This window comes from Phenylobacterium sp. FG114, assembly GCF_057809855.1.
Window position 1 is genome coordinate 1 of the sequence record NZ_JBMDKU010000015.1, and the last position, 22,629, is coordinate 22,629.

Sequence of the window (22,629 nt, forward strand, 5' to 3'; positions counted from 1 at the left end):
CCTTTGGTCGGGCGGACTCTAGCTATTCCTGGCTGAGTTTCAGGGGGTCACGTCACCATCCCGGCGCTCCTCGATCGCGTTCTCGTCGGGCCCTCGCGCGACGCCTACGCAATAGCCCAAGCATTCGTCGCGGAACTATCGCGCCTTGGCGTCCCCGATGCGCCCGCACGCGTCGTCATCACCAACGTGCCCCTGCGCAACTGACGACACCACCCAGCGCGGCGAGCAGCGGCGCGCCGTCTCCACGCTGAACGGGAGGGACCAATGAAACGCGACATGGACCTTGTAAGGGATATCCTGCTTTTCCTTGAGGGGAGGGATAGTCCGGCGTCCATTACGGCAAATGCCTTTCCGATGGAGGTAAGTTCGGATTCTGACATTCAATATCACCTCAATCTTATCTATCAGGCGGGCTTCATAAGCGGCGAGCCCACCACGAGCACCACCTCAGATCGGCTCATCTCGGTCCTGCCATTTGACCTGACTTGGAAAGGTCACGAATTTCTAGAGACGGTTCGCGATCCAGAAATTTGGCGCAAGGCCAAAGCTGGCGCAGCCTCTGCAGGCACCGCCAGCATTGAGTTCATTTGGGGGATGGCCAAGGCGCTAATCACCAACGTCATCAAGGAGAAGACGGGCCTGGATCTCGCCTAAGCTATGATGCCTCGCTCGAGTTGATGAGGACTATTCGCTAGGGCGCTCAGGAGGGGTGATGTCGGTCGCGAACTTCAAGAAAGACTGCGACTACGAGATCGATCAAAGCTGCCGAGCCATATCGATAGCAGCAACTCACACAGCCTCCACGGCGATGCTGATGGACCCCAATGGTGGCAACGACCGTGTCGCCTTCCTCTACACGGCTGAGTTTGAACGCGAGGGGTGGCGGCTCGTCGAGGCGCTTGAGGAACGCTATGTGGCTGCGGTGAACATGCCCGGCGCAAGCAAGCCGGATCTGCGACGGTGCTACAGGAATGCCGTTGCGCGATACGTCGCCCACTGCGGCACGCTGGGGCGAACGCCACACGCCTTCAAGGACAACCGAAATGCTCTTCTGGATCGTGAACTCGCCGAGATCGAAAAACGGCTAGACCAACGGATCAACTACACGATCCGAGGTGTCGAAATGGCACCGAGAAAGGGCTGGCACGAACGTCACCCGGTCGTCTATGCGACTGCGCTAGTCGCTGCGGGCGCGTTCCTCAAGTTCGTCTTCGATGTCCTTAAGGTTCAGTACTTCCCGGGCTGAGGCGATCCGGCCAAACGTCCGGCACGTTGCAGCTCAAGCCGCCATCATTCCATCGACAGACTCTGACCTCCATGATCGCCAGACGACGATGCAAGGCAACGAGTCTTCCGTACAGGTTCGAGCTCTTGCCAGTCATCAGGCGGTTGGACAGCCACGCGGCGAGGTCGGCGACCTCAAAGAGGGCTCTGCGGGCGTCCTTAGGGATTTCGCTGAGAGGCTTTGAGTCTACGCGGTCGTCGATGTTCACACCCGGCACGTTGTAGTAGCCGCCGACCGCCGACGAGGCCCTCATCCGCTTTCCGAGCCATTCGGCCTTCGTGGGGTCATCGTCTGGCCAGATGCGGATTTCGCCGCCGCCGCGATAGTCTCGCAACATTGGGATGATCGCGCAGTTCGCGCAGAAGATCCCCATGGTCTTGCTGTCGAAGACCACGCGTGGGAAGTCGCCGTCCGCAGGTTGCGGGTTCGGAAAGTCGGACAAGCGACCGCGGGCAGTGACGATCCTCAGGTCCGCCGCAGTGAGTAGGACATCCGCTAGGTCTTCGTAGATGTCGATCACCGCAGGCGTGGTCAGATGAGCCAACCCCTTCTTAGCTCGCTGATCGCCGCTGAACAGGATGCGGCAATGGAGTTTGTCCAAGCTGTGGCGGGCTTTCAGACGCTCGATCTCGTCACCGAGCTGTGCCGCGGCACCGGCCGGGATGCAGGTGAGCGCGTATGAGACGAAGTCGCCGCTCGCAGACTCGTCGCCAAAGGCATCAAGCATCGTGGTCTCGAGACCTCCGGTGGGGCGCACCCTATCAACATCCGCAACGGTTGAGAGCGGGCGTAGTCCGAGTGAGCGGTTGAATGTCCGGTTTCCGCTCCGGTCTCAATTTCCGTTCCTGGCGCATCGCGGCCCCAACGCTATGAGCAGGCTGCGCCTGGCGGCGGTATGGATTGGCTGAGGCTCTAGGGTGCTGAGCTGGATGGTGAGGTCGGCCCGAACGAAAAAACGGCCCCGGCGTCGCGCCGGGGCCGTCAGATGGCTGTCACTGCCGAGATTGCGGTGGAAAGCATAAGCTTCCCGATCAATTTCGAAGCGCCACGCAGGAGGGGCTTAAGGTTCGAGGCTGTTTTCATGATGGCTCCTTTCGCTCTGTCGAAGATAGTTTCCAGGACGGTGTGAGCGGCGCCATGCATCAAGCTGTGAACGGCTAAGTGACTCCAGTTGGCAGTGATCCCTCCGAAGAGGAGTGGGTGTCCTGGCGCTTCAGGACTGGCCTGCAGTATAGCCGAGAACGCCCCTTTCGCCAAACGCGCGACGGAGTTCGGGTGTGCGTGCGACTCTAGGGCGCCGGCACTGCGCGCACCCACGAGCGGTGGGTCATCGCCGGGTCTCGGGGACACGATACCTAATCCCCCGCGAGGGTCTCGAACCTGGAAGGGAGCCAACTTCCCCTCATGGCGCAGCGCAGACGCCAGGGAGGGCTCGCCGCAGCATAAAAGACCGTGCGGCTACCATGGTGGTTGCTTCCCCTAGCGCATCTTACTCAGCGTCTCGTGGCGCCCACTCGTCATCCAGCTCGATCGATGGACGCTGCGGGCGAGTTCGGGGCTCGCAGGCCTAACGAGCTTGGCAATTGAAGCGCCGAAGCGATAATTAGGCAGGCACAATTCAAGGCTGAGCGAGTTCGGGATGCTTCGTGCGGTAATCGCGATTCTGTTGGCTTCGTCGGTACCAAGCCTTGCGCTAGCGCAAGGTTCGCCGCTTGATGGTTTCACCGCCATGAGCTTGCCGCGGAGCACCCTTCCCATCGGTGCTAAGTGGCTTCAAAGCACCGGACCGAACGGGTCCGCCACCAGCGCCGACAACATCGAAAATAGCGAGAGCTTGTCGTCCGCCGTCATGGGCAAGAAGCTCAAGCAAAACGTGACAGCAGCACTGGGTTCTTACCTCGGGCTGTCCGCGGACCGAGCCAAAACGCTCGACGTCAAATACACGGGCCTCAAAGTTGATCGGGTTCGCGACGTAGCGAAGGTCGCGGGACTTTCGTCCGGGCAACGGCTTCTTTACGCCGCAGTCAAAGCCAGTACGATTGAAATCAACGCCACCTCGGGCACGAACGCCACGCTCAGGGCAGCCGCAGAGGCGAAGGGTATCAAAGCGGTTCTCTCCGCCGGGTCAGGCAACACCTCAGTTTTGAAGCTTGATGGCGGCAATCTCTACATCGCCTACCGAGTCATGGAGATTGGGAGGGCAACGACGACGGAGACAAAGGCATCGTTCGTAAACACAGGTGGCGGCTTCGAGGCCGTCGCCGCGCCGTACAAGATCACGCGCCTAGATAGCTTCAATCAAGTGTCTGGTTGCAACAACCCCTCGTCGCTCCCGCAAACTCGCTTTAGCATCGTCAACGAGCAACAACCGGATATCACGGGCACTTTCCCGACGCAGGAAGTGACAGTTGATCCCGGAATTGGCCGTTCCTTCCCACTTGCTGCGACGCAGACGGAGAATACGATCTCCGCGAGGCGCGTAACGATCAGCTATGTCCCGACTTTCAGTAGGCGTACGCTACCGGATGGCCGGAATGTCTGTATGTTGGACTATCCAGATGCAGTGAATTTCGTCAGCCTCACGACGTCGACCTTCGAACTTAAGGCGTTCGACAAGCCGAGCGGCTTGTAGAGGAACACCGGCGAAGGTCCGTTTTCTGCGCGGAGGCTAACTTCCGCTCCTGGCGCGACCACTCCGCAAGCCGACCACGGCGCCAAGGTCCGCAACGGCTCGAAACCCGCTCTACGCCCCGCGCGGCGGGAGGCCCGGGCCGCCGAGGCCAGCCGCCGGCGGCTTGCGTTCACCGACGCCCCTACTTGCGGAAGAAGCCGTAGATGCGCTCGGCCAGGGGCTGGCTGACGCCTTCGACCTTGGCGAGGTCCTCGACGCTGGCCCGGCTGACGCCGCGGGCCGAGCCGAAGGCGTGGAGCAGCGCGCGCTTGCGGCCGGGGCCGACGCCGTCGATCTCGTCCAGGGGGTTCTTCTTCAGGTCCATGGCCCGCTTGGTGCGGTGGGTGCCGATGGCGAAGCGGTGGGCCTCGTCGCGCAGGCGCTGGAGGTAGTAGAGGACCGGGCTCTTGGGCTCGAGCATGAAGTAGGGCTTGCCGGGGATGTAGAAGCGCTCCAGCCCGGCGTCGCGGTCGGGGCCCTTGGCGACGCCGACCACTGGGATGTCGTCGACGCCGAGGTCAGCCATGATCTCCATCACCGCGCCCACCTGGCCCATGCCGCCGTCGATGAGGACGAGGTCGGGGCGGACGACGTCGGCGGCGCCCTCCTCCTCTTCCTTGACCAGCCGGCCGAAGCGGCGGCGCAGGACCTCCTTCATCATCCCGAAGTCGTCGCCGGGGGTGATGTCGGTCGAGCGGATGTTGAACTTGCGATACTGGCTCTTCTGGAAGCCTTCGGGACCGGCGACGATCATGCCGCCGACGGCGTTCGTGCCCATGATGTGGCTGTTGTCGTAGACCTCGATCCGCTCGGGCATGGCTTCCAGGCCGAAGGCCTCGCAGACGCCGGCCAGCAGCTTGGTCTGGGCCGAGCTTTCCGACATCTTCCGGCCTAGCGCCTCGCGGGCGTTGGTGTAGGCATGCTCGACGAGCTGCTTCTTCTCGCCGCGCTGGGGCCGGCCGATCTCGACCCGGCGGCCGGACTTCTGCTGGAACGCCTCGGAGAGCAGCTCGCGCTCGGCGGGCTCGACGTTGACCAGGATCAGCTTGGGGATCGGCTTGTCGTCATAGAACTGGCCCAGGAAGGCGCCCATGACGTCGGCGTCCTCGTCGGACTTGTCGACCCGCGGGAAGTAGGCGCGGTTGCCCCAGTTCTGGCCGGCGCGGAAAAAGAAGACCTGGACGCAGGCCTGGCCGCCCTCGGCGTGGAGGGCGAAGACGTCGGCCTCCTCCAGGGTCTCGGGATTGATCTGGGTCTCCTGGGCCACCGAGGCCAGCGCCCGGATGCGGTCGCGCAGGCGCGCGGCGCGCTCGAACTCCATGTCGTCGGACGCGGCCTGCATCTCGGACGCCATCTTGCTCATCACCGCCCGCGACTTGCCGCGCAGGAAGGCCTCGGCCTGCTCGACCAGGCCGGCATAGTCGTCGATGGAGATCAGGCCGGTGCAGGGGGCGGCGCAGCGCTTGATCTGGTGCAGCATGCAGGGCCGCGTGCGGCTCTCGTAGACGCTGTCGGAGCACGAGCGCAGGAGGAACGCCTTCTGCAGGGTGTTGAGCGTCTTGTTGACCGAATAGGCGCTGGCGAAGGGGCCGAAGTAGTCGCCCTTGATGGTGTGGGCGCCGCGGTGCTTGCGCAGCTGGGCGGCCGGATGCTCGCGGCGGATGACGATCTCGGGGAAACTCTTGTCGTCGCGCAGCAGGACGTTGAAGCGCGGCTTCAGCTGCTTGATCAGGTTGATCTCGAGCAGCAGGGCGTCGGTCTCGGTGCGGGTGGTGACGAACTCCATCGACCGGGTGGCGTCGACCATGTGGGCGATACGCTGGGTGTGGAAACGGCCCTGGGCATATTGGACGACGCGCTTCTTCAGGCTGCGCGCTTTGCCCACATAGAGAACTTCGCCGTCTTCGCCGATCATGCGGTAGACGCCCGGCCGGTCGGGCAACCGTGTGACCTCGTCCTTGATCAACGCCGCGCCTTTCAGCGGCGAAGCCTCATTTGTGGACGACGGCGGGGTCACGAGCATGGCGTGAATATAGGCGAGTCCGACGGCTCCGGCAGGGGCGGCGGATAGACACCGGAACAGGCTTGGCCGTAATGCGTTACGGGCCATCGGGGGGAACGGGCTGAATGAGCGTGTCGGCGGACGAGCGTACGGGAGGGTCAGGGACGGCGGCTGCCGGGCCCGACTTCGCCGCGCTGTTCGCGGTGCTGCCCAGCCCGTACATGATCCTCGACCGCGACCTCGTCTATGTGGAGGTCAACGCCGCCTACTGCGAGGTGCTGGAGCGGCGGCGCGAAGACCTGCTGGGCGTCTACCTGTTCGACGCCTTTCCCGACACGGGCGAGAGCGGCCGGCGGCTGCGGGCCTCGCTGGAACGGGTCCTGGCCACGGGCGAGCCGGATTCCCTGCCGCTGATCCCCTACCCCATCGAGCGGCCGGCCAGCCGTGGCGGCGGGTTCGAGATGCGCTACTGGTCGGCCGCGCACGTGCCGCTGTTCGGACCCGACGGACGGGTCGCCTACATCGTGCAGAACACGGTGGACGTGACCGAGCTGCAGCAGCTGAAGGCCATGGCGTTCGGGCCGGGCGGCGGGCTGGCGCCGGCGCCGGGCGAGAAGGACGTGCTGCAGCGGGCGCGCGAGGCCGAGGCGGCCAATGTGAGCCTGATGCGCGAAACGCAGGGGCTGCGCGACCTGTTCATGCAGGCGCCGGGCTTCATGGCCGTGCTCGCCGGACCCGAGCTGCGCTTCGCCCTGGTGAACCACGCCTACCAGCAGCTGATCGGCCACCGCCACGTGATCGGACGCACCCTGGAGGATGCGCTGCCTGAGGTGGTCGGCCAGGGCTTCGTCGAACTGCTGCACGGCGTGCGCGAGCGGCGGGAGCCGTACATCGGCGAAGCGCTGAGCGTACGGCTGCAACGGGCTCCGGACGCGGCGCTGGAAGAACGCTTCGTCGACTTCATCTACCAGCCGATCCAGGCCCCCAGCGGCGAGGTGAGCGGGGTGTTCGTCGAGGGCAGCGACGTCACCGACCGCGTGCTGGCCGAGCGGCAGCAGAAGCTGCTGGTCGATGAACTGAACCACCGCGTGAAGAATACGCTGGCCACGGTCCAGGCCATCGCCCGCACGACGGTGCGCTCGGTGGATAGCCTGGCGGCGTTCCGCGAGGCGTTCGAGCCGCGGCTGCTGGCCCTGTCGACGACCCATGACCTGCTGACGGCGACGAGCTGGAAGGGCGCGGCGCTGCGCGACGTGCTCCTCGCCGAGCTGGAGCCCTACGCGCCCGGGAAGTACCGGCTGCAGGGCCGCGACGTGGAGCTGACGCCGGCGGAGACCCTCGCGCTGGGGCTAGTGGTGCACGAGCTGGCGACCAACGCGGCGAAGTACGGGGCGCTGAAGGCGGAGGCCGGCTGCGTGACGGTGCGTTGGCGCGTGGTCGGGGGAGAGCTGCGGCTCCGCTGGCGAGAATCGGGGGGGCCGCGCGTGACGCCGCCGACGCGCCAGGGCTTCGGCTCCCGCCTGATCGAACGGAGCCTGGCCGGGCAGCTGGCCGGCGAGGCGCGGCTCAACTTCGCCTCCGACGGTCTGGTCTGCCGCATCCGCCTGCCCCTGCGCCGGTCGGCGCAGGACGACAGGTCATAGCTTCAATATTGATTGAACATTGAAGGATTGGCGGCGGGCGCCGCCGGATTCCGTCCGCTCACCTAGCCCGGCCTGAAGCCTCCCCGCGCCCTAGACCTTCACCGCGCCCGTCGAGAGCTTGTCCCACACGGTCTTGGTGATCTTCACATAGCCCTTCTTGGCGTCGTGGAAGAAGAGCGGGCCCTTAATCTTCGCCGGGTCGTAGCCGTCGGCGACAAGGTCGATCTTCCGGGTCTTGAAGGTGCCGGTGGTCTCCAGGTGGGGCAGAATCCGGATGAACAGCGGCTGGGCGTACGGCGGGAGTTCGCGGGCGACGTAGTCGCCGAACGCCTTGGCGTCGAAGGCGCCATCCAGCACCAGGGCCGCCATCCCCGCGCGGCCGTCGGTCCCCTCGACCTCGACCCCGTAGACGTTGGCCTGCTCGACGCCCGGGAAGGCCTGGAGCCGCTCGGCGACTTCGTTGGTGGACACGTTCTCGCCCTTCCAGCGGAAGGTGTCGCCGATCCGGTCGACGAAATAGAAGTAGCCGTCCACGTCCTGCTTCATCAGGTCGCCGGTGGCGAACCAGGCGTCGCCACGCTCGAAGACGTTCTGGATGATCTTCTTCTCGGACGCCGCCTTGTCGAGGTAGCCCGTGTACTCGGAGCGGGCGTCCCCGCCGCTGATCATGCCGACGCACTGGCCGACCTGGCCGGGGCCACACTCGATGCAGAGGCCGTCCGGGCCACGCACCACCTCCTCGGTCTCGACGTCGTACTGGACGAGCCGGGCGTTGAAGCGCTTGCGCAGCCATTTCGGGATGCGCCCGATCGCCCCTTCCCGGCCGTCGAAGTTGAACATCGACACATTGCCCTCGGTGGAGCCGTAGAACTCCAGGATCTCGGGGATCCGGAACCGGGTCTTCATCGTCGGCCAGATGTCGGGGCGCAGCCCGTTGCCGAAGGCCATGCGGATCTTGTGCCGGGTCTCGTCCTCGTCCGGGTCGTGGTTGACCAGGTAGCGGCAGAGCTCGCCGATGTAGACGAACATGGTGCAGCCCTGCTCGACGATCTCGGGCCAGAAGTGGCTGGCCGAGAACTTGCGGCGCAGCACGACAGAGCCCCCGTTAAGCAGCGCCGCGCCCAGGGCGCAGAGCCCGCCGGTGGCGTGGTAGAGCGGCAGGGTGACGTAGATGCGGTCGCTGGCCGTGGCGCCGGTCGAGCCCGCGAAGCCGCGCATGTAGAGCTGGGCGCGCATGTGGGTGATGCGCGCCGCCTTGGGCATCCCGGTGGTGCCGGAGGTGTAGATCAGCAGCGCCGTGTCGGCCGCGGTCATGTCCTCGCGCACCGAACGGTCGGGGGGAAGCTGGCTGCAGCTCTTCAGAGCCTGCCCCAGGTCGCGCTGGTCGCCGTGGGCATGTCCGAGGATCCACTGCTGCATCGGGCGTTCGAGCAGCGGTCGCGCCTGTTCGAAGACCGGCGAGGTCTCGTGGTCGACGATGACGTGGTTCGCGCCGGCGATGTTCAGGCAATGGGCCAGCGGCAGGCCGTAGAGCTGGTTGTTGATGAGCGCGGTGACCACGCCGACCTTGGACAGGCCGTACCAGACGGCGAAATATTCCAGCCGGTTGGGCATGAAGAGCGCCACCACCTGCCCGCGGCGCAGATTCAGGCTCTTGGCCCAGTGGGCGTACCGATTGGCCATGGCGTCGAGTTCGCCATAGGTCACCGAGCGGCCCTCGAAGATCATGGCGGTGCGATTGCGGTGCAGCTCCACGGCCGCCTGCAGGTCGTCGCAGATCAGGTTGTCGGAGTCCCGGGCGATGGTCTTGACCCGCTTCAGGGTCCTGCTCAGCCCTTTCCAGAACCGCCAGTCGCGCTTGAGCCTGGCATTCAACCGCATCCGCACCTCCAGTCGCAGCCCCGACCTTGGCGAGAGCCGGTCATGGCGGTCAAGCGTCGCCATGACATCGGATCGAAGAGAAGCCAGCTCAGCCGCCCGACCCGACCACGCCTTAGGGCGCAGCCTCCCAATTGTGACGTTGGCGTGGCGGCATTGCGCACAGAATTCGTCCAACAACCCGATGTATCCGTAAGCTTAGCCACATGGCCCTCTGTAACAGAAGGCGACGGATCGGGAACCTGAACTGAGTAACGCCGTTTGTTCTCCTCGACACATCCTTGGAGGGACAAAATGTCGATGGACTTCGACGGACGTGAGTCCGACAAACCGATCACCGACCAGGAAGGCGTGATGTTCGCCGCCCAGCCGGTGTGGGAACGCAATCGCAAGAAGAAGGGCTTCGGCCGCGGCCGCGCGCCAAGCGCCGCGACACCGACGTCCGTGGCGCCGGAACCCCGGAGCTTCGCCGCCGAGCGCGACGAGGAGCCGATGGTGCTCGACACACCGATCGAGCGTCCGATGGAGCGGCCCATCGCCAGCACTCCGGTGCGTGACTACCCGCGCACGGAATACGCCGCGATGAACCCCGCCGCGCCCCGCTCGACGGTCACCAACTCGACCCTGGCGGCCGAGAGGGAGACCGACGCCGGCCTGGTGGCGCCGATCGGCATGAGCCGTTCGACGCGCACCACCCGCTCGGCGAAGTCGAACAGCGTCGCCCCCGCCGCGATCGCCGCGGGCGTGGTGGCCCTGGGCGCCCTGGGCGCCACGGGTTGGTACATGAGCCGCGACAACGGCGGCGTGCCCGAGCTGACGCCGGGCTCGACGACCAGCGAAGTCGCCAGCGCGCCGCTCGCCAATCCGCCGATGGCGACGACCGAAACGCCCGGTCAGATGGCCGCCAACGCCGCGGTTCCTCCGCCGGCGACGCCCGCGGCCGCCGAGCCGACCCGCGCTTCGAACCCCGCTCCGACGCGCACCGCCCGCAACACGGCGCGCGCGCGGCCCGCGGAATCGGCTCCGAGCGCGGCCCAGGCCAGCGCGAACGCCAGCACGACGGCGCCCCTTCCCGATGGTCCTCAACCGTACTCGGCGGACACCACGACGGCGCCGACGCAGGTGAACCCGCCGCTGGTGACCTTGCCGCCGGCTCCTACGACCGCAGCGCCGGCCGCCATTCCGCAGACGCCGCCCACCGCGACGCCGGAACCGACCCCGCCGACGGAAGCGCCGACCAGCGCGACCCCGCCGACGCAGTAGGCGAAAGCTAGATGGAAGAACGAGGGCGCGACCGCAGGGTCGCGCCCTTTTTCGTTGGCCCTCACCGGACGGAAGTCGGCTATCGTCGTTCGCAAAAGAAGACGACTGCGGGAGGAATGTGATGGCCGGTGGCGTTGGCGGCCCGTCGTTGGACGTGGCGATCGTGGGCGCAGGTTTTTCCGGGCTCTACATGCTGCACCGGCTGCGGACGCTGGGGGTCTCGGCGCGCGTGTATGAGGCGGGCCCCAGCGTGGGCGGCACCTGGTACTGGAACCGCTATCCGGGCGCGCGGGTGGACATCGAGAGCCAGGAATACTGCTACTCGTTCTCGCCTGAGCTCGACGCCGAATGGGCGTGGAGCGAGCGCTACGCCGCCCAGCCGGAACTGCTGCGGTACCTCAACCACGTGGCCGACCGCTTCGGCCTGCGGCCGGACATCCAGCTGGAGACGCGGGTCGCGGCGGCGCACTACGACGAGGCGGCCCGGCGCTGGACCTTGACGACCGACCGCGGCGAACGGGTCTCGGCGCGGCACGTGGTGATGGCCACCGGCTGCCTGTCGGTGGCGAAGGAGCCCGACATGCCGGGCGCGGAGAGCTTCGCGGGCGCGAGCTATCACACCCACCGTTGGCCGGAAGGCGGCGTGGATTTCCGCGGCCAGCGGGTCGCGGTCATCGGCACCGGTTCCTCAGCGATCCAGGCGATCCCGCAGATCGCGGCCCAGGCGGCGCACGTCACCGTCTATCAGCGCACGCCGAACTTCAGCGTGCCGGCGCACAACGGGCCGACCGACCCGGCCGTCGCCGACGACTGGGCGGCGAACCGCGCGCAGTACCGCAAGGAGGCACGCGAGGCCGGCTTCGCGATCCGCGCGGTGCAGCAGCGTGAAGACCTGGCCCTGGAGACCCCGCCGGAGCAGCGGGCGGCGGCGTTCGAGGAGCGCTGGGCCCGCGGCGGCTTCAGCCTACTGGGCGCCTATGGCGACCTGATCTTCTCGAAGGAGGCCAACGACACGGCCGTGCAGTTCGTCGCCGACAAGATCCGCCGGATCGTGCGGGACCCGGCGACCGCCGAAAAGCTGATCCCCAAGACCTACCCGATCGGGTCGAAGCGGATCTGCGTGGACACCGGCTACTACGCCACCTTCAACCGGCCGAACGTCAGCCTCGTGGACCTGACCGAGACGCCGATCGAGGCGATCACGCCCGTCGGCGTCCGCACCAGCGCGGGCGAGGAGGGTTTCGACGCCATCGTCTACGCCATCGGCTTCGACGCCATGACCGGCGCGCTGTCGAAGATCGACATCCGCGGAAAGGATGGCGTGGCGCTGAAGGACGCCTGGGCGGAGGGGCCGAAGAGCTATCTGGGGCTGATGGTGGCCGGCTTCCCCAACCTGTTCATCGTCACCGGCCCGGGCAGCCCTTCGGTGCTGTCCAACATGGCGGTCTCCATCGAACAGCACGTGGAGTGGATCAGCGACTGCATCGCCTGGATGGGCCAGAGGCAGGCCGGCGCCATCGAGGCGACCGAGGCCGCGCAGGACGCGTGGGTGGCGCACGTGAACGAGGTGGCGGAGGTCACCGTCTATCCGCAGGCCAACTCCTGGTACCTGGGCGCCAACGTGCCGGGGAAACCCCGGGTGTTCATGCCCTACATCGGCGGCTTCCCGGTCTATGTGGAGAAGTGCGCCGAGGTGGCGGCCAGGGGCTACGAAGGGTTCGAGGTGACCGCTGGGGGTCGCAGCTGAGGCGCGGCTGCTTTGTGGACCCGCCGGGTTGCCGCGCGGCCGAGTGCGCCCCAAATCAGGCGACACACACACAGGACAACAGATGACCGCACAGCCGACCGTGGCGCTGAACGACGGCGCGCAGATGCCCCAATTCGGACTGGGGGTCTGGCAGACGCCGCCCGAGCAGGCGGCCGAGGTGGTGAAGACGGCGATCGAGGCCGGGTATCGCGCGGTCGACACCGCCGCGGTCTACCGCAACGAGGCCGGGGTGGGCGAAGGCCTGAAGGCCGCCGGCGAGGCCGCGCAGGGGGTCTTCGTCACCACCAAGCTGTGGAATGAGAACCAGGGCTACGACGCCGCCTTGCAGGCCTTCGACAAGAGCCTGGGCCGGCTGGGGCTTTCGTCGATCGACCTCTACCTGATCCACTGGCCGTCGCCGCAACGGGACCTCTACGTGGACAGCTGGAAGGCGCTGGTGCGGCTGAAGGCGGAAGGGCGGGCCAAGTCGATCGGCGTGTCGAACTTCCAGCCCGAGCACCTGGAACGGATCATCGGCGAGACGGGCGTGACCCCGGCGGTGAACCAGGTCGAGCTGCATCCGCGCTTCCAGCAGCGGGCGCTGCGCGAGGCGCATCAGCGGATGGGAATCGCCACCGAGTCCTGGAGCCCGTTGGGCCAGGGACAGCTCCTGGCCGATCCGCTGGTCACCGCCATCGCCGCCAAGCATGGCAAGTCGGCCGCGCAGGTCGTCATCCGCTGGCACCTGGACAACGGCCTGATCGTGATCCCGAAGTCGGTGACGCCTTCGCGCATCCGCGAGAACGTCGACGTCTTCGACTTCAACCTCGATGCCGACGACCTGGCCAGGCTGGCGGGCCTGGACAATGCGGGCGGCCGGATCGGCCCCGACCCGATGACCGCGGCCTTCTAGGCGCTATTGCTCGCCGATGCCGATCAGCTCGATCTCGAACAGGAGCGTGCTGTTGGGCGGGATCGGGTCGCGGACGCGCGAGCCGTAGGCGATGTCGCCGGGGATCACGAACTCCCAGGTCTCGCCCACCCGCATCATCGGCACGCCCTCCTGCCAGCCTTTGATAAGGCGGGGCAGCGGGAAGGTGGCGGGCTCGCCGCGCTCCCTGGAGCTGTCGAAGACGCGGCCGTCGATGAAGCGGCCGGTGTAGTGGATGGTCACGGTGTCGGTCGGGACCGGGCGCGGCGCGGAGCTCTTCGCCGCCTTCACCCGATGGGCCTGCAGACCCGAGGCGGTGACGATCCAGCCCGGGCGGGCCTTGGACCAAGCCTCGTAGGCCTTCTGCCCCTGCTCCCACTTCTCTTGCGGCGTGCCGGTGTAGACGATCGGCGTGGCGGGGGGCGGCGGGACGGTGGCGCAGGCCGACAGCGCGAGGGCGGCGAGCGAGGCGATCAGGACGCGCATGGACTATCCGGGCTGAATCGAAGGCGGTGACGGTTGGTACGACGTCACCCGGCGCCTGTCAGCGCTTCTTGCCCAGCTCGGCGGCGATGTCCTTGGTCAGGCGGCCCACCTTGCGATGCGCCGCGACGATCTGGTCCTGGGTCACGCCCCAGCGCTTCATCCAGTATTCGACCGCCTTGCGCTCCGAGAGATCGAGGCGGTCCTTGTCGATGAAGCCGCGCTTGTCTTTCAGGCCGGCCATGGGAATCCTCCGTGAACTTCCAGGGTAGCGGGAAAATCCCGCCGGCGCTGCAGGATGCGCGCACCGACCTCGACGGCGCCCGGCGGGGCCCCGAGCTGCGGAGCGCCCCAACTCTCCAAGGCGACGACCATGAAAAAGCGCCACCGTTGCGGGCCTGACGCAACCAAATCGCCGCCCGTGCGCTCAAGCTGCCCGGGGAAGACCCCAACGGAGAGAGAGAACCCATGCGCCTGATGACCCTCGCCCTCGCCGGCGTCGCCGCCGCTAGCCTGGCCGCCTGCAGCAGCCCGGCCGACAAGGCCGCCGAAGCCAAGGCCGACTCGCTGGAAGCCCAAGCCGCCGCGACGCCGAACGAGGCTCAAGAAAAGGCCCTGAACGCTCAGGCCGACGCCGTCGAACAGCAAGCCGGCAACGCCGACGGCGGCGCCACCACGGCGAACACGCCCGACACCAGCCCGTCGAAGTAAGCGCCGGCCTTGAGCCGCCGCGGACGCGACGCCTGAGTGGATCTGCCGATCGCGGTCGCGAGCGGCCCAAAGGAGCCCCCGGTCCCCCGCGGATCGGGGGCTTGCTCATGCCCACGCTCCGCCACATCGCCGCCACACTTTTTTCACGTTTGCCGGAACCAGCCGGCCGCCCTGCAGTTTCCGCTCCGGGCTGCACGTCAGATCTGAGTTCTGACTTGCTAGAATAACTGCACAAGGGGCTTCAAATGTTAGTAACGACCTAGGGGTTCGCCACCCAAAGCGCGACATAAGCTTTACCATACAGGATCATAAGCCTGTTGTCGGTCTGGCGAATCGGATATCGCACCCCAGCTCCCCGTTAGGAGCGAACCCAATCCCAGATCAGCGCTACTTGAGAGAAATCGGTGAATTCCGAATGGATCGGACTTCACAAAAAGCTCTGCCTTACAAATCTTAGGTAAAGTCGACATTCCGACTTATAAAAGATTTATAGTCACGCTTGTCTAAGATGTCTCTCAAGTCTACTCGCTTATGACACGAATCCACTTGCGCCGTTCTCGGTGGAGAGGATTGGTTAATCCACCCCGACGACCTGCGTTACCCGGTCCGCGATCTCGCTGACCGCGCAACTCGGTGAAGTTGCATTTTTGAGTACTTGGGAGGCTACCCTTATGAAGAGACTCACCTTCGCCCTCGCCGCTTCCGCCGCGGCGCTCTCGCTCTCTCTGGCCGGCGCCGCGAGCGCTGCGTCCATCGTCAACATCGGCAGCGCGAACAACAACGAGACCCTCAACGCGTTCGTCTGGACGCCGGGCGCCACGGCCGGCACCGGCGAACTGACGGTCGCCGACCAGCTGGTCTGGCTGAACTTCCGCAACGACCTGTTCGCGGACGGCTCAGGCCAGGACGCGTACCTGACCTTCTCGGGCCTCGCCGGCGGCGACGCCCTGCAGAGCGAAGGCGACGGCACCTTCCGTCAGACCGGCCTGACCGGCACGTTCGAGTTCCGCACCGCCTCCGGCGGCGGCGGCGACCTGCTGCTCGGCGGCGTGTTCTCGGGCGCGTGGCTGACGGGCAAGGACGACGCCGGCTCGTTCATGTCGGTCCTGAACGGCGGCACGCTGGAACTGTCGTCGGGCGTCACCGACCTGAGCGGCATCTTCGACGACAGCGCGTCGTTCTCGTTCTCGGGCGTCACCCCCGGGTTCGGCGACCAGAACGGCGACAATGCGCTCGACGGCTTCACCGCGACGGGCTTCAGCGCCACCTTCAGCGGCGCCGTGCCGGAACCCGGCACCTGGGCCCTGATGATCATGGGCTTCGGCGGCGCGGGCGCCATGCTCCGTCGGCGCCGGAGCGTGCTGACGGCCGCCTAGGCCTTTCGCACCGCAAGACTGCATCGGGCCCCGGCGGCGACGCCGGGGCCTTTTGCATGGGGCTCGAAGGCCGCGATGATCGGACACGGCCCCGGCCCCGCGGCGCCGCAGTCGCGGGCTAGCCGATCCAGGCAAGCGCGGGCCGCCTGCAATTCGGCGATCCGGGCGTCGAGGGCGGCGATCCGCGTCTCGGCGAGAGCGCGGGCCCGGGCGCGGTCCTCGCCGGCATCCAGCTCGAGCAGTTCCGCGATTTCGTCCAGGGTGAAGCCTGCCGCCTGAGCCGCGCGGATGAAGCGCAGTCGGCGCACATCCTCGGGGCCGTAGCGGCGCACGCCGCCGCCCAGCCCTGAGCCTTCCGGGCGCTGGGGCGTTCGGAGCAGACCCCGGCGCTGGTAGAACCGCACGGTCTCCACGCCTACGCCGCCCTGCCGCGCCAGGCCCGCGATGGTCGTCGCTTCCATGCCTTGACTCCGTACCATGGTACGGAGCGCATATGGGGCGGGTCCGCTCGTGGACAAGACGGAGCCCGCCCATGACCGCCGCCGGAAACCGCAAGGCCATCCTCCACCGCATGGTGATGCCCGAACACGTCTGCCCCTATGGGCTGAAGTCGCGGCATCTGCTGAAAGCCAAGGGATACGAGGTGGAGGACCGCTGGCTGACGACGCGCGCGGAGACCGACGCCTTCAAGGCCGAGCACGGCGTGAAGACGACGCCGCAGACCTTCATCGGCGGCGAGCGCATCGGAGGCTACGACGACCTGCGGCGCTTCTTCGGCCGTCCGGTCCGCGATCCGAAGGCCCCGACCTACACGCCGGTGATCGCCCTTTTCGCCGTGTCGCTGCTGATGGCGCTGGCGGCCAGCCTGGCGGCGTTCGGCAGTCCGTTCACCGGCCGCGCGGTCCAGTGGTTCATCGCCTTCAGCATGTGCGCGCTGGCCATGCAGAAGCTGCGCGACGTTGAGGCCTTCTCGTCCATGTTCCTGAACTACGACCTGCTGGCGCGGAAATGGGTTCCGTACGGGTACGTCTATCCGTTCGCGGAACTGGCGGCGGGCGTGCTGATGATCGCCGGCGTCCTGCCCTGGGTGTCGATCCTGCTGGCGCTGTTCATCGGCGGCGTCGGCGCGGTGTCGGTTTTCAAGGCCGTCTACATCGACAAACGCGAGCTGAAGTGCGCCTGCGTGGGCGGCGACAGCAATGTGCCGCTGGGCTTCGTGTCGCTAACCGAAAACCTGATGATGGTCGGCATGGCGATCTGGATGCTGGCGATGAACTGGCCCGCGGCCTAGGCTCCGCGGATGGCCGTCGCATTCACCCGAGAAGAAGACTACGAGGCCCAGGCGGCCGACCTGCCGGACCGGCCGATCTCGCCGCATCCCAACCTGGTGACGGCCAGCGGCCTGGCGGCGATCGAGGCCGAGCTGGCGGCGGCGCGAGCGGCCTACTCGGCGGCGCAGGCCGAGGGCGGCGTGGCGGCCGACCGCACGGCCATGGCGCGGGCGACGCGCGACCTGCGCTACTGGTCGGCGCGGCGTGGGACGGCCCAACTCACCGAGCCAGATGCGGAGGCGGACACGGTGCAGTTCGGCCGCACCGTCGAGATCGAGCGCGACGACGGCCGCCGCCAGACCTTCCGCATCGTCGGCGAGGACGAGGCCGATCCGGCCAAGGGCAGCATCAGCTACGTCGCTCCGCTGGCGCGGGCGCTGCTAGGCAAGGGTGTGGGCGACACGGCGAGCGTGGGCGACGCAGAGGTCGAGGTGATGGCGGTCCGCTGACCGCATCGACACTGATTGTGGGGAGGGTCGTCGGCTGACCAGGCGCCCGATCAGGGGGGCTGGGGGGGCTGTTCAGGATCCGGACCGGAAGCGGGCCAGCCGACGTATCCAATAAACGGGCGGCCTGTGTCCTCCGCAGGTCCGGATTGGGGCCATTTCGGGGCGTGTCGGGTCTGCCACAGGCGCGGTCGAAATGCCGCGCGACCGTTCGCGGGGCTTGCCGTGCGCGTCACTTAGGGGGAAGACACTCGGCAACGGCGGCCGGCTACCGGTCGCTGGGGCGTGGGGCCCCCGCGGCGCTTCCGGGATCTTCGGGTCTCGTGCGGATCACAAGAAGCGGCAGAGGCGACCCGAAAGGGTCGCCTTTCTTGCTTTAAGGATTGGCCGAAAGGGTCGCCTTTCTTGCTTTAAGGATTGGCCGAAAGGTTCGCCTTTCTTGCATTTGAGCCCTTGGCGAAGCGCGGCCGAACGGCCATGTCCGTCCCCTGACAACGTAAAGCCAAGGGAGGCGAGAGTGGCCGATATTCCGGCGAACGGGCTGCAACTGCGGTCGATCATCAAGAGCAGCGGCGAGCTGGAGCTCAGCCTGGCCGAGGTGGCGATCGCGCCTCCGACGGGCGACGAAGTGCTCGTGCGGGTGGAGGCCTCGCCGCTGAACCCGTCCGACCTCGGTCTGCTCTTGGGTCCGGCCGACCTGTCGACCCTGCAGAGCGCGGGCGGCAAGACCACCGCGAAGGTGCCCGAACAGTTCCTCAAGGCCATGAAGGCGCGACTGGACGAGTCCATGCCGGTGGGCAACGAGGGCGCGGGCGTGGTGATCGCGGCCGGCTCGGACCCGGCCGCGCAGGCGCTGGTGGGCAAGACGGTCGCTCTGCTGGGCGGCGCCATGTACGCCCAGTACCGCACCGTGAAGGCCGGCGACGTGCTGCCCCTCCCCACCGGCGCGACCGCGGCGGACGGCGCCTCGTGCTTCGTCAACCCGCTGACCGCCCTGGGCATGACCGAGACCATGCGCGCCGAGGGCCATACGGCCCTGGTTCACACGGCGGCCGCCTCGAACCTGGGCCAGATGCTCAACAAGATCTGCCTGAAGGACGGCATCGAGCTGGTGAACATCGTCCGCAGCGCCGAGCAGGCGAAGATCCTGACGGACATCGGCGCGAAGCACGTGGTCGATTCCACCTCGCCGAACTTCCAGGACGAGCTCACCCAGGCGCTGATCGCCACCAACGCCACCATCGCCTTCGACGCCATCGGCGGCGGCAAGCTGGCCAGCCAGATCCTGTCGGGCATGGAGGCGGCCGCCAATGCGCGCGGCGGCGCCTACAGCCGCTACGGCTCCAGCGTCTTCAAGCAGGTCTATATCTACGGCTCGCTGGACCCGCGGCCGTCCGAACTGGCGCGCAACTACGGCCTGTCGTGGGCCCTGGGCGGCTGGCTGTTGACCCCGTTCCTGATGAAGCTGGGCGCCGAGGGGACCCAGCGGCTGCGCCAGCGCGTGGCGGACGAGCTGAAGACCACCTTCGCCAGCCACTACACGGCCGAGATCTCGCTGGCCGAGGCGCTGCAGCCGAACATCATCGCCGCCTACAACAAGAAGACGACCGGCGAGAAGTACCTGATCAACCCAAGCAAGGGTCTCTGAACGCAAGGTCCCGCTTGTTGTCGGGCGCGCGGCCCTACATGGGCAGGGGCGCCCGGCATGCGTATTTTGCCGAAGCGTCGTGGTGGTCCCGCTCTCCGGAGCGGGGCCGTCTGATCATTTCTGGGCGGCGGCCTCGGCGGCGGCCTTCTCCTCGGCCTTGCGCACCAGGGTCTTGAGGCCTTCCATCACGGCCTCGGCTTCCGGCGAATCCTCGGCGAGGTTGGCCATCCGCAGGACGCTCATGGTCTGGATGTGGGCCCCGATGGCCGCGTCGTTCCAGCGGCCGGACTCGATGTAGCGGTCCGACAGTTCGCAGAGGTTGTAGGCCACCTCGCCCAGGCGGGTCATACCGCAAAGCCCCGCGAAGCTCACGATCGCCGTGGCGCAGTTATAGACCTCGGTGCGGGCGGCGGCGTCGCCTCGGGCAGCCGTCTGGCGCAGGCGCTCCAGCGCCTCGTCGACCTCGTGCAGCATCCCGGGACGCAGGGTCTCGATATTGGCCTGGGCGGTCGCCACCGCCTCGCCGAGCTTGCGGCCGCCGGGCGTGGAGATCAGTTTTCCCAGGCGGTTGGGACGGCGGATATAGCTGACCGAGCTCATCGGGCGGCCTTCTTCGGAGTAAGCAGGTTGTCGATTTCGTCCTGGTCCATGTTGGGGCCGGAGGATTCTCCGACCTCGAGGGGCAGGTCGTTGTGGCGGCGGCCGACGCCGTTGGGCGGACCGAGGTTCTGGAAGCGGCGGTCGGGACCGGTATAGGCGTCGCACTGCACGAAGGTGCGGTTGTGCTGCGCGATCCAGAGGATCCGCTGCAACAGGGTCGCCGGCGCCAGGGGCTTCGAGACCATGAAGTGCGCGCCGCAGTCGCGGGCCCGGGCGACGTTGCGCGAACTGGTGTGCGACGACAGCAGGAGCACGGGCGCGAACGCGTTCGGATCCAGGCCCGAACGGCGCAGCCAGCTCACGAACTCGTAGCCATCGGGCTCGTCTGCCTGCAGCGTGGCCTCGCAGGCGATCAGGTCGATGACGTTCGCATGGACGACCTGCTGGGCTTCCTCGAACGAGGAGGCCCGCAGGCAGTGGGTGGCGCCGAAGCCCAGGAAGATCTGGCTCAGCACGTCCATCGCCTGGTTGTTGGGTTCGACGAGCAGGATCGTCGCCTTCCGCAGGTCGATGCGCGAGCCTAGGTTCGCGAGGGTCGGATCGGCGAGGCTCATCGGCGCGGAGGCTCTGGGCTCTTCTGACGAATTCCCAGTTTTGGGAACTTCCCGATCTCCTTCGCCTGGAGATCGGAATTTTTGGTAAAATCCAGCGCCGTAGCCCCATTTTGGGTAGTCCCAAAATGTCGCAGCCCCCGGGGCTCAGGCCCTCGGCTGAAGGCGGGCAGCCTGGTCGAGGTCGATGACGGCGTCGGCGGCGCGCAGCACCGTTTCAATATCGTCGCGCATCCGGGTCAGCGCTTCGCGGCCGGCGGCCGGCTTTCGGTAGCTCGGCGGTTCGAACAGATTGCGCCCGCCCAGGGTCTCGAGCGCCATCAGCAGGCGGTTGTCCTGAACGAGCGCCACCGGCGCGCCGAACCGCGCCGAGCCGGCCAGGGCCATGAAGCGCTCCATGAAGGCCGGCGTCAGCAGGGCCCGCGCCGAGACCTGGTCGGAGCCATAGACCTCGTAGGCCTTCTCGAAGACCGGGTCCTCCAGGCGGACCTGTTCGCAGGAACCGCCCCGCAGCGAGCGCGAGAGGTTGCCGAACATGCCGCGATCCGGAACGACCACCGTCACGCCCGAGAGGCCGCGCGGCAGGGTGACGGCGGCGGTTAGGCCGCGGAAGACGGTGACCGTATTCTTGCCCCGCCGCTTGGTCAGCCGGAGCTCGACGATGGACAGCGGCATGCCCCGATATTCGCCGTAGATCTCGTCCTCGGCCTCGTGGGCGTCGAAGTCGCCGAAGATGCGGTGACGCCGGAACTCCTCGATCGGCGGCTGCGCCGGCCGCCAGGCCAGCGGGCCGAACCCGGCCGCCAGCTTGGGCAGCACGCGTTCCTTGAAGGTCCGGCGATAGGCTTCACCGAGCGACCAGGAGGCCCAGAGGTAGCCTCCGACCACGCCCATCGCGAGGAAGGCCAGGAGGTCACCGGCGTCGGCCGGGTCGTCGGTGGCCTGGCTCACGATCCAGAGGCCCACGGCGACCACAAGGCAGACCGGGATGCGCAAGGCGGCGGCCACATTGATGCGGCGGCGGGTTTCGAGACGCGTGACCTCGAGCTCGCCCAGGATGCGGCCAAGCTCGTCCTCGGCGGCGTAGAGGGCCTGTTCCTGCTCGGCGATGTGGCGGGCTGGGCGCAGCACGAACAGCATCACCGCCCAGGCCCCTGCCCCGGCGACGAACAGCGCGAGGAGCCCACCGCCGAACAGGCCGGTAAGCCAGCCGCTCATCCCGGGATCCTGGCGCACGGCCGACCAAAGGATCGCCATCCAGACCACCAGCGCGGTGGCCAGGACGCCGAAGAGCGCCGTGGCGGCGCCGGCGCGGCCGGGCGGTTGGGTCACAGGTGATCGGCGGCGTTCACCGGGCCGCGGTGCTCGGCGGGCGCTTCGAAGAAGGGCGGAAGCCGGCCCACGCCCGCCAGGGCGGCGACCAGTTGGCCGGGGAAGATCTGGCAGGCGTTGCGCAGGGCCGTGACCGAGGCATTGTAAAAGCGTCGGGCGGCCGCGACGTTGGTCTCGACCTCCTGGTAGGTCGCCTGGGCCTTGACCATCAGGGCGTCACTCTTCAGCTCCGGGTAGCCTTCGGCCACGGCGAACAGGCGGCCGAGGCCTGCGGTAAGCTGGTTCTCGGCGGCGAACTTCTCGGCGATGGCGGTGGGATCGGTGCTGCCGAGCCGTTCCTGCCCGGTCGTGCGCAAGCGCGCGATGTCGGCCAGCAAGGCCTGCTCATGCGCCAGGTAGCGCTTGGCGATGGCCAGGATGTTGGGGATCAGCTCGTGCCGCTGCGAAAGCTGGACGTCGATGCCGCTCAGGGCCTCGGCCACCCGGTTGCGACGCTTCACAACGGCAGCGTACCAGACGTAGAGGCCGGCGACCGCGACGGCGACGACGATCCAGACCACGGCGTTCATTCGCGTCTCCCCATCCTCGGGCACCTTAGGCAGGCCGCGGTCCGCTGAAAACATACGTTCGGCGAACGTCGGCGGCTTCGTGCCGGTCGACGCCAGGACGCC

21 protein-coding genes and 1 pseudogene are annotated in these 22,629 nt (G+C 67.2%); 12 read left to right on the forward strand and 10 right to left on the reverse strand.

Annotation, left to right across the window (positions count from 1 at the left end; all coding sequences use genetic code 11):
• Positions 1 to 264: 264 nt before the first annotated feature.
• Positions 265 to 654 (forward strand): DUF2513 domain-containing protein, encoded by a 390-nt coding sequence (locus ACODSY_RS21455; RefSeq protein WP_488953928.1) that lies wholly within the window; start codon positions 265 to 267, stop codon positions 652 to 654.
• A gap of 58 nt (positions 655 to 712) precedes the next feature.
• Positions 713 to 1,246, forward strand: coding sequence for a hypothetical protein (locus ACODSY_RS21460; protein WP_488953929.1), 534 nt, complete (start codon positions 713 to 715; stop codon positions 1,244 to 1,246).
• Here the strand turns inward: ACODSY_RS21460 and ACODSY_RS21465 are convergent.
• Entirely contained in the window at positions 1,221 to 2,012 is a 792-nt protein-coding gene (locus ACODSY_RS21465; RefSeq protein ID WP_488953930.1) for a hypothetical protein, read from the reverse strand. The two genes, ACODSY_RS21460 and ACODSY_RS21465, sit on opposite strands and share 26 nt — an antisense overlap.
• 912 nt (positions 2,013 to 2,924) lie before the next feature.
• On the opposite strand from ACODSY_RS21465, the gene ACODSY_RS21470 reads away from it, so the two are divergent.
• Positions 2,925 to 3,917, forward strand: a complete 993-nt coding sequence (locus tag ACODSY_RS21470) for a hypothetical protein (RefSeq protein WP_488953931.1) — start codon at positions 2,925 to 2,927, stop codon at positions 3,915 to 3,917.
• Positions 3,918 to 4,098: 181 nt separating this feature from the next.
• Here ACODSY_RS21470 and uvrC read toward each other — a convergent pair whose 3' ends face one another.
• A complete protein-coding gene (gene uvrC / locus ACODSY_RS21475; RefSeq protein WP_488953932.1) occupies positions 4,099 to 5,979 on the reverse strand; it encodes an excinuclease ABC subunit UvrC in 1,881 nt (626 codons plus the stop codon).
• Between the two features lie 104 nt (positions 5,980 to 6,083).
• Between uvrC and ACODSY_RS21480 the strand changes: the two genes are divergently transcribed.
• Positions 6,084 to 7,601 (forward strand): sensor histidine kinase, encoded by a 1,518-nt coding sequence (locus tag ACODSY_RS21480; protein WP_488953933.1) that lies wholly within the window; start codon positions 6,084 to 6,086, stop codon positions 7,599 to 7,601.
• A 90-nt stretch (positions 7,602 to 7,691) separates the two neighbouring features.
• Here ACODSY_RS21480 and ACODSY_RS21485 read toward each other — a convergent pair whose 3' ends face one another.
• A complete protein-coding gene (locus ACODSY_RS21485) occupies positions 7,692 to 9,482 on the reverse strand; it encodes a long-chain-acyl-CoA synthetase (RefSeq protein ID WP_488954072.1) in 1,791 nt (596 codons plus the stop codon).
• A 291-nt stretch (positions 9,483 to 9,773) separates the two neighbouring features.
• On the opposite strand from ACODSY_RS21485, the gene ACODSY_RS21490 reads away from it, so the two are divergent.
• From ACODSY_RS21490 to ACODSY_RS21500, 3 genes are all read left to right on the forward strand, one after another.
• Positions 9,774 to 10,742 carry a hypothetical protein gene (locus ACODSY_RS21490; protein WP_488953934.1) on the forward strand — a complete coding sequence of 323 codons (969 nt, stop codon included), beginning with the start codon at positions 9,774 to 9,776 and terminating at the stop codon, positions 10,740 to 10,742.
• A gap of 121 nt (positions 10,743 to 10,863) precedes the next feature.
• Entirely contained in the window at positions 10,864 to 12,489 is a 1,626-nt protein-coding gene (locus ACODSY_RS21495; RefSeq protein ID WP_488953935.1) for a flavin-containing monooxygenase, read from the forward strand.
• A gap of 82 nt (positions 12,490 to 12,571) precedes the next feature.
• Positions 12,572 to 13,402 (forward strand): aldo/keto reductase, encoded by an 831-nt coding sequence (locus ACODSY_RS21500; protein WP_488953936.1) that lies wholly within the window; start codon positions 12,572 to 12,574, stop codon positions 13,400 to 13,402.
• Positions 13,403 to 13,405: 3 nt separating this feature from the next.
• Here ACODSY_RS21500 and ACODSY_RS21505 read toward each other — a convergent pair whose 3' ends face one another.
• Both ACODSY_RS21505 and ACODSY_RS21510 read right to left on the reverse strand, forming a co-directional pair.
• Positions 13,406 to 13,906 carry an FKBP-type peptidyl-prolyl cis-trans isomerase gene (locus ACODSY_RS21505; RefSeq protein ID WP_488953937.1) on the reverse strand — a complete coding sequence of 167 codons (501 nt, stop codon included), beginning with the start codon at positions 13,904 to 13,906 and terminating at the stop codon, positions 13,406 to 13,408.
• 58 nt (positions 13,907 to 13,964) lie between these two features.
• Positions 13,965 to 14,147 (reverse strand): DUF3606 domain-containing protein, encoded by a 183-nt coding sequence (locus ACODSY_RS21510; protein ID WP_293467807.1) that lies wholly within the window; start codon positions 14,145 to 14,147, stop codon positions 13,965 to 13,967.
• 224 nt (positions 14,148 to 14,371) lie between these two features.
• Between ACODSY_RS21510 and ACODSY_RS21515 the strand changes: the two genes are divergently transcribed.
• A complete protein-coding gene (locus ACODSY_RS21515) occupies positions 14,372 to 14,614 on the forward strand; it encodes a hypothetical protein (protein ID WP_488953938.1) in 243 nt (80 codons plus the stop codon).
• Positions 14,615 to 15,891: 1,277 nt separating this feature from the next.
• Positions 15,892 to 15,990: pseudogene (locus ACODSY_RS21520) on the forward strand (PEPxxWA-CTERM sorting domain-containing protein); the annotation flags it as partial.
• Here ACODSY_RS21520 and ACODSY_RS21525 read toward each other — a convergent pair.
• On the reverse strand, positions 15,987 to 16,451 hold the full coding sequence (locus ACODSY_RS21525) for a MerR family transcriptional regulator (protein WP_488953939.1): 465 nt from the start codon (positions 16,449 to 16,451) through the stop codon (positions 15,987 to 15,989). The pseudogene ACODSY_RS21520 and the gene ACODSY_RS21525 overlap by 4 nt on opposite strands.
• A 71-nt stretch (positions 16,452 to 16,522) precedes the next feature.
• Here ACODSY_RS21525 and ACODSY_RS21530 point away from each other — a divergent pair, with 71 nt between their 5' ends.
• The 3 genes from ACODSY_RS21530 (at position 16,523) to ACODSY_RS21540 (ending at position 19,415) form a co-directional block, all read left to right on the forward strand.
• The gene (locus tag ACODSY_RS21530) at positions 16,523 to 17,281 is read left to right on the forward strand and encodes a MauE/DoxX family redox-associated membrane protein (protein ID WP_488953940.1); all 759 of its coding nucleotides are present in this window, start codon (positions 16,523 to 16,525) and stop codon (positions 17,279 to 17,281) included.
• A gap of 9 nt (positions 17,282 to 17,290) precedes the next feature.
• The gene (gene greA / locus ACODSY_RS21535; RefSeq protein ID WP_488953941.1) at positions 17,291 to 17,770 is read left to right on the forward strand and encodes a transcription elongation factor GreA; all 480 of its coding nucleotides are present in this window, start codon (positions 17,291 to 17,293) and stop codon (positions 17,768 to 17,770) included.
• 514 nt (positions 17,771 to 18,284) lie between these two features.
• Positions 18,285 to 19,415, forward strand: a complete 1,131-nt coding sequence (locus ACODSY_RS21540; RefSeq protein ID WP_488953942.1) for a zinc-binding dehydrogenase — start codon at positions 18,285 to 18,287, stop codon at positions 19,413 to 19,415.
• Positions 19,416 to 19,529: 114 nt separating this feature from the next.
• Here the strand turns inward: ACODSY_RS21540 and ACODSY_RS21545 are convergent, their stop codons facing one another.
• The 4 genes from ACODSY_RS21545 to ACODSY_RS21560 all read right to left on the reverse strand — a co-directional run bounded on the left by ACODSY_RS21545 (position 19,530) and on the right by ACODSY_RS21560 (position 22,527).
• Entirely contained in the window at positions 19,530 to 20,015 is a 486-nt protein-coding gene (locus ACODSY_RS21545; RefSeq protein ID WP_488953943.1) for a hypothetical protein, read from the reverse strand.
• Positions 20,012 to 20,629, reverse strand: a complete 618-nt coding sequence (locus ACODSY_RS21550; RefSeq protein ID WP_488953944.1) for a response regulator — start codon at positions 20,627 to 20,629, stop codon at positions 20,012 to 20,014. The genes ACODSY_RS21545 and ACODSY_RS21550 overlap by 4 nt, the downstream gene beginning before the upstream one ends.
• Before the next feature lie 144 nt (positions 20,630 to 20,773).
• Entirely contained in the window at positions 20,774 to 21,958 is a 1,185-nt protein-coding gene (locus ACODSY_RS21555; protein WP_488953945.1) for a DUF3137 domain-containing protein, read from the reverse strand.
• A complete protein-coding gene (locus ACODSY_RS21560) occupies positions 21,955 to 22,527 on the reverse strand; it encodes a LemA family protein (RefSeq protein WP_488953946.1) in 573 nt (190 codons plus the stop codon). The genes ACODSY_RS21555 and ACODSY_RS21560 overlap by 4 nt, the downstream gene beginning before the upstream one ends.
• Between the last annotated feature and the right edge of the window lie 102 nt (positions 22,528 to 22,629).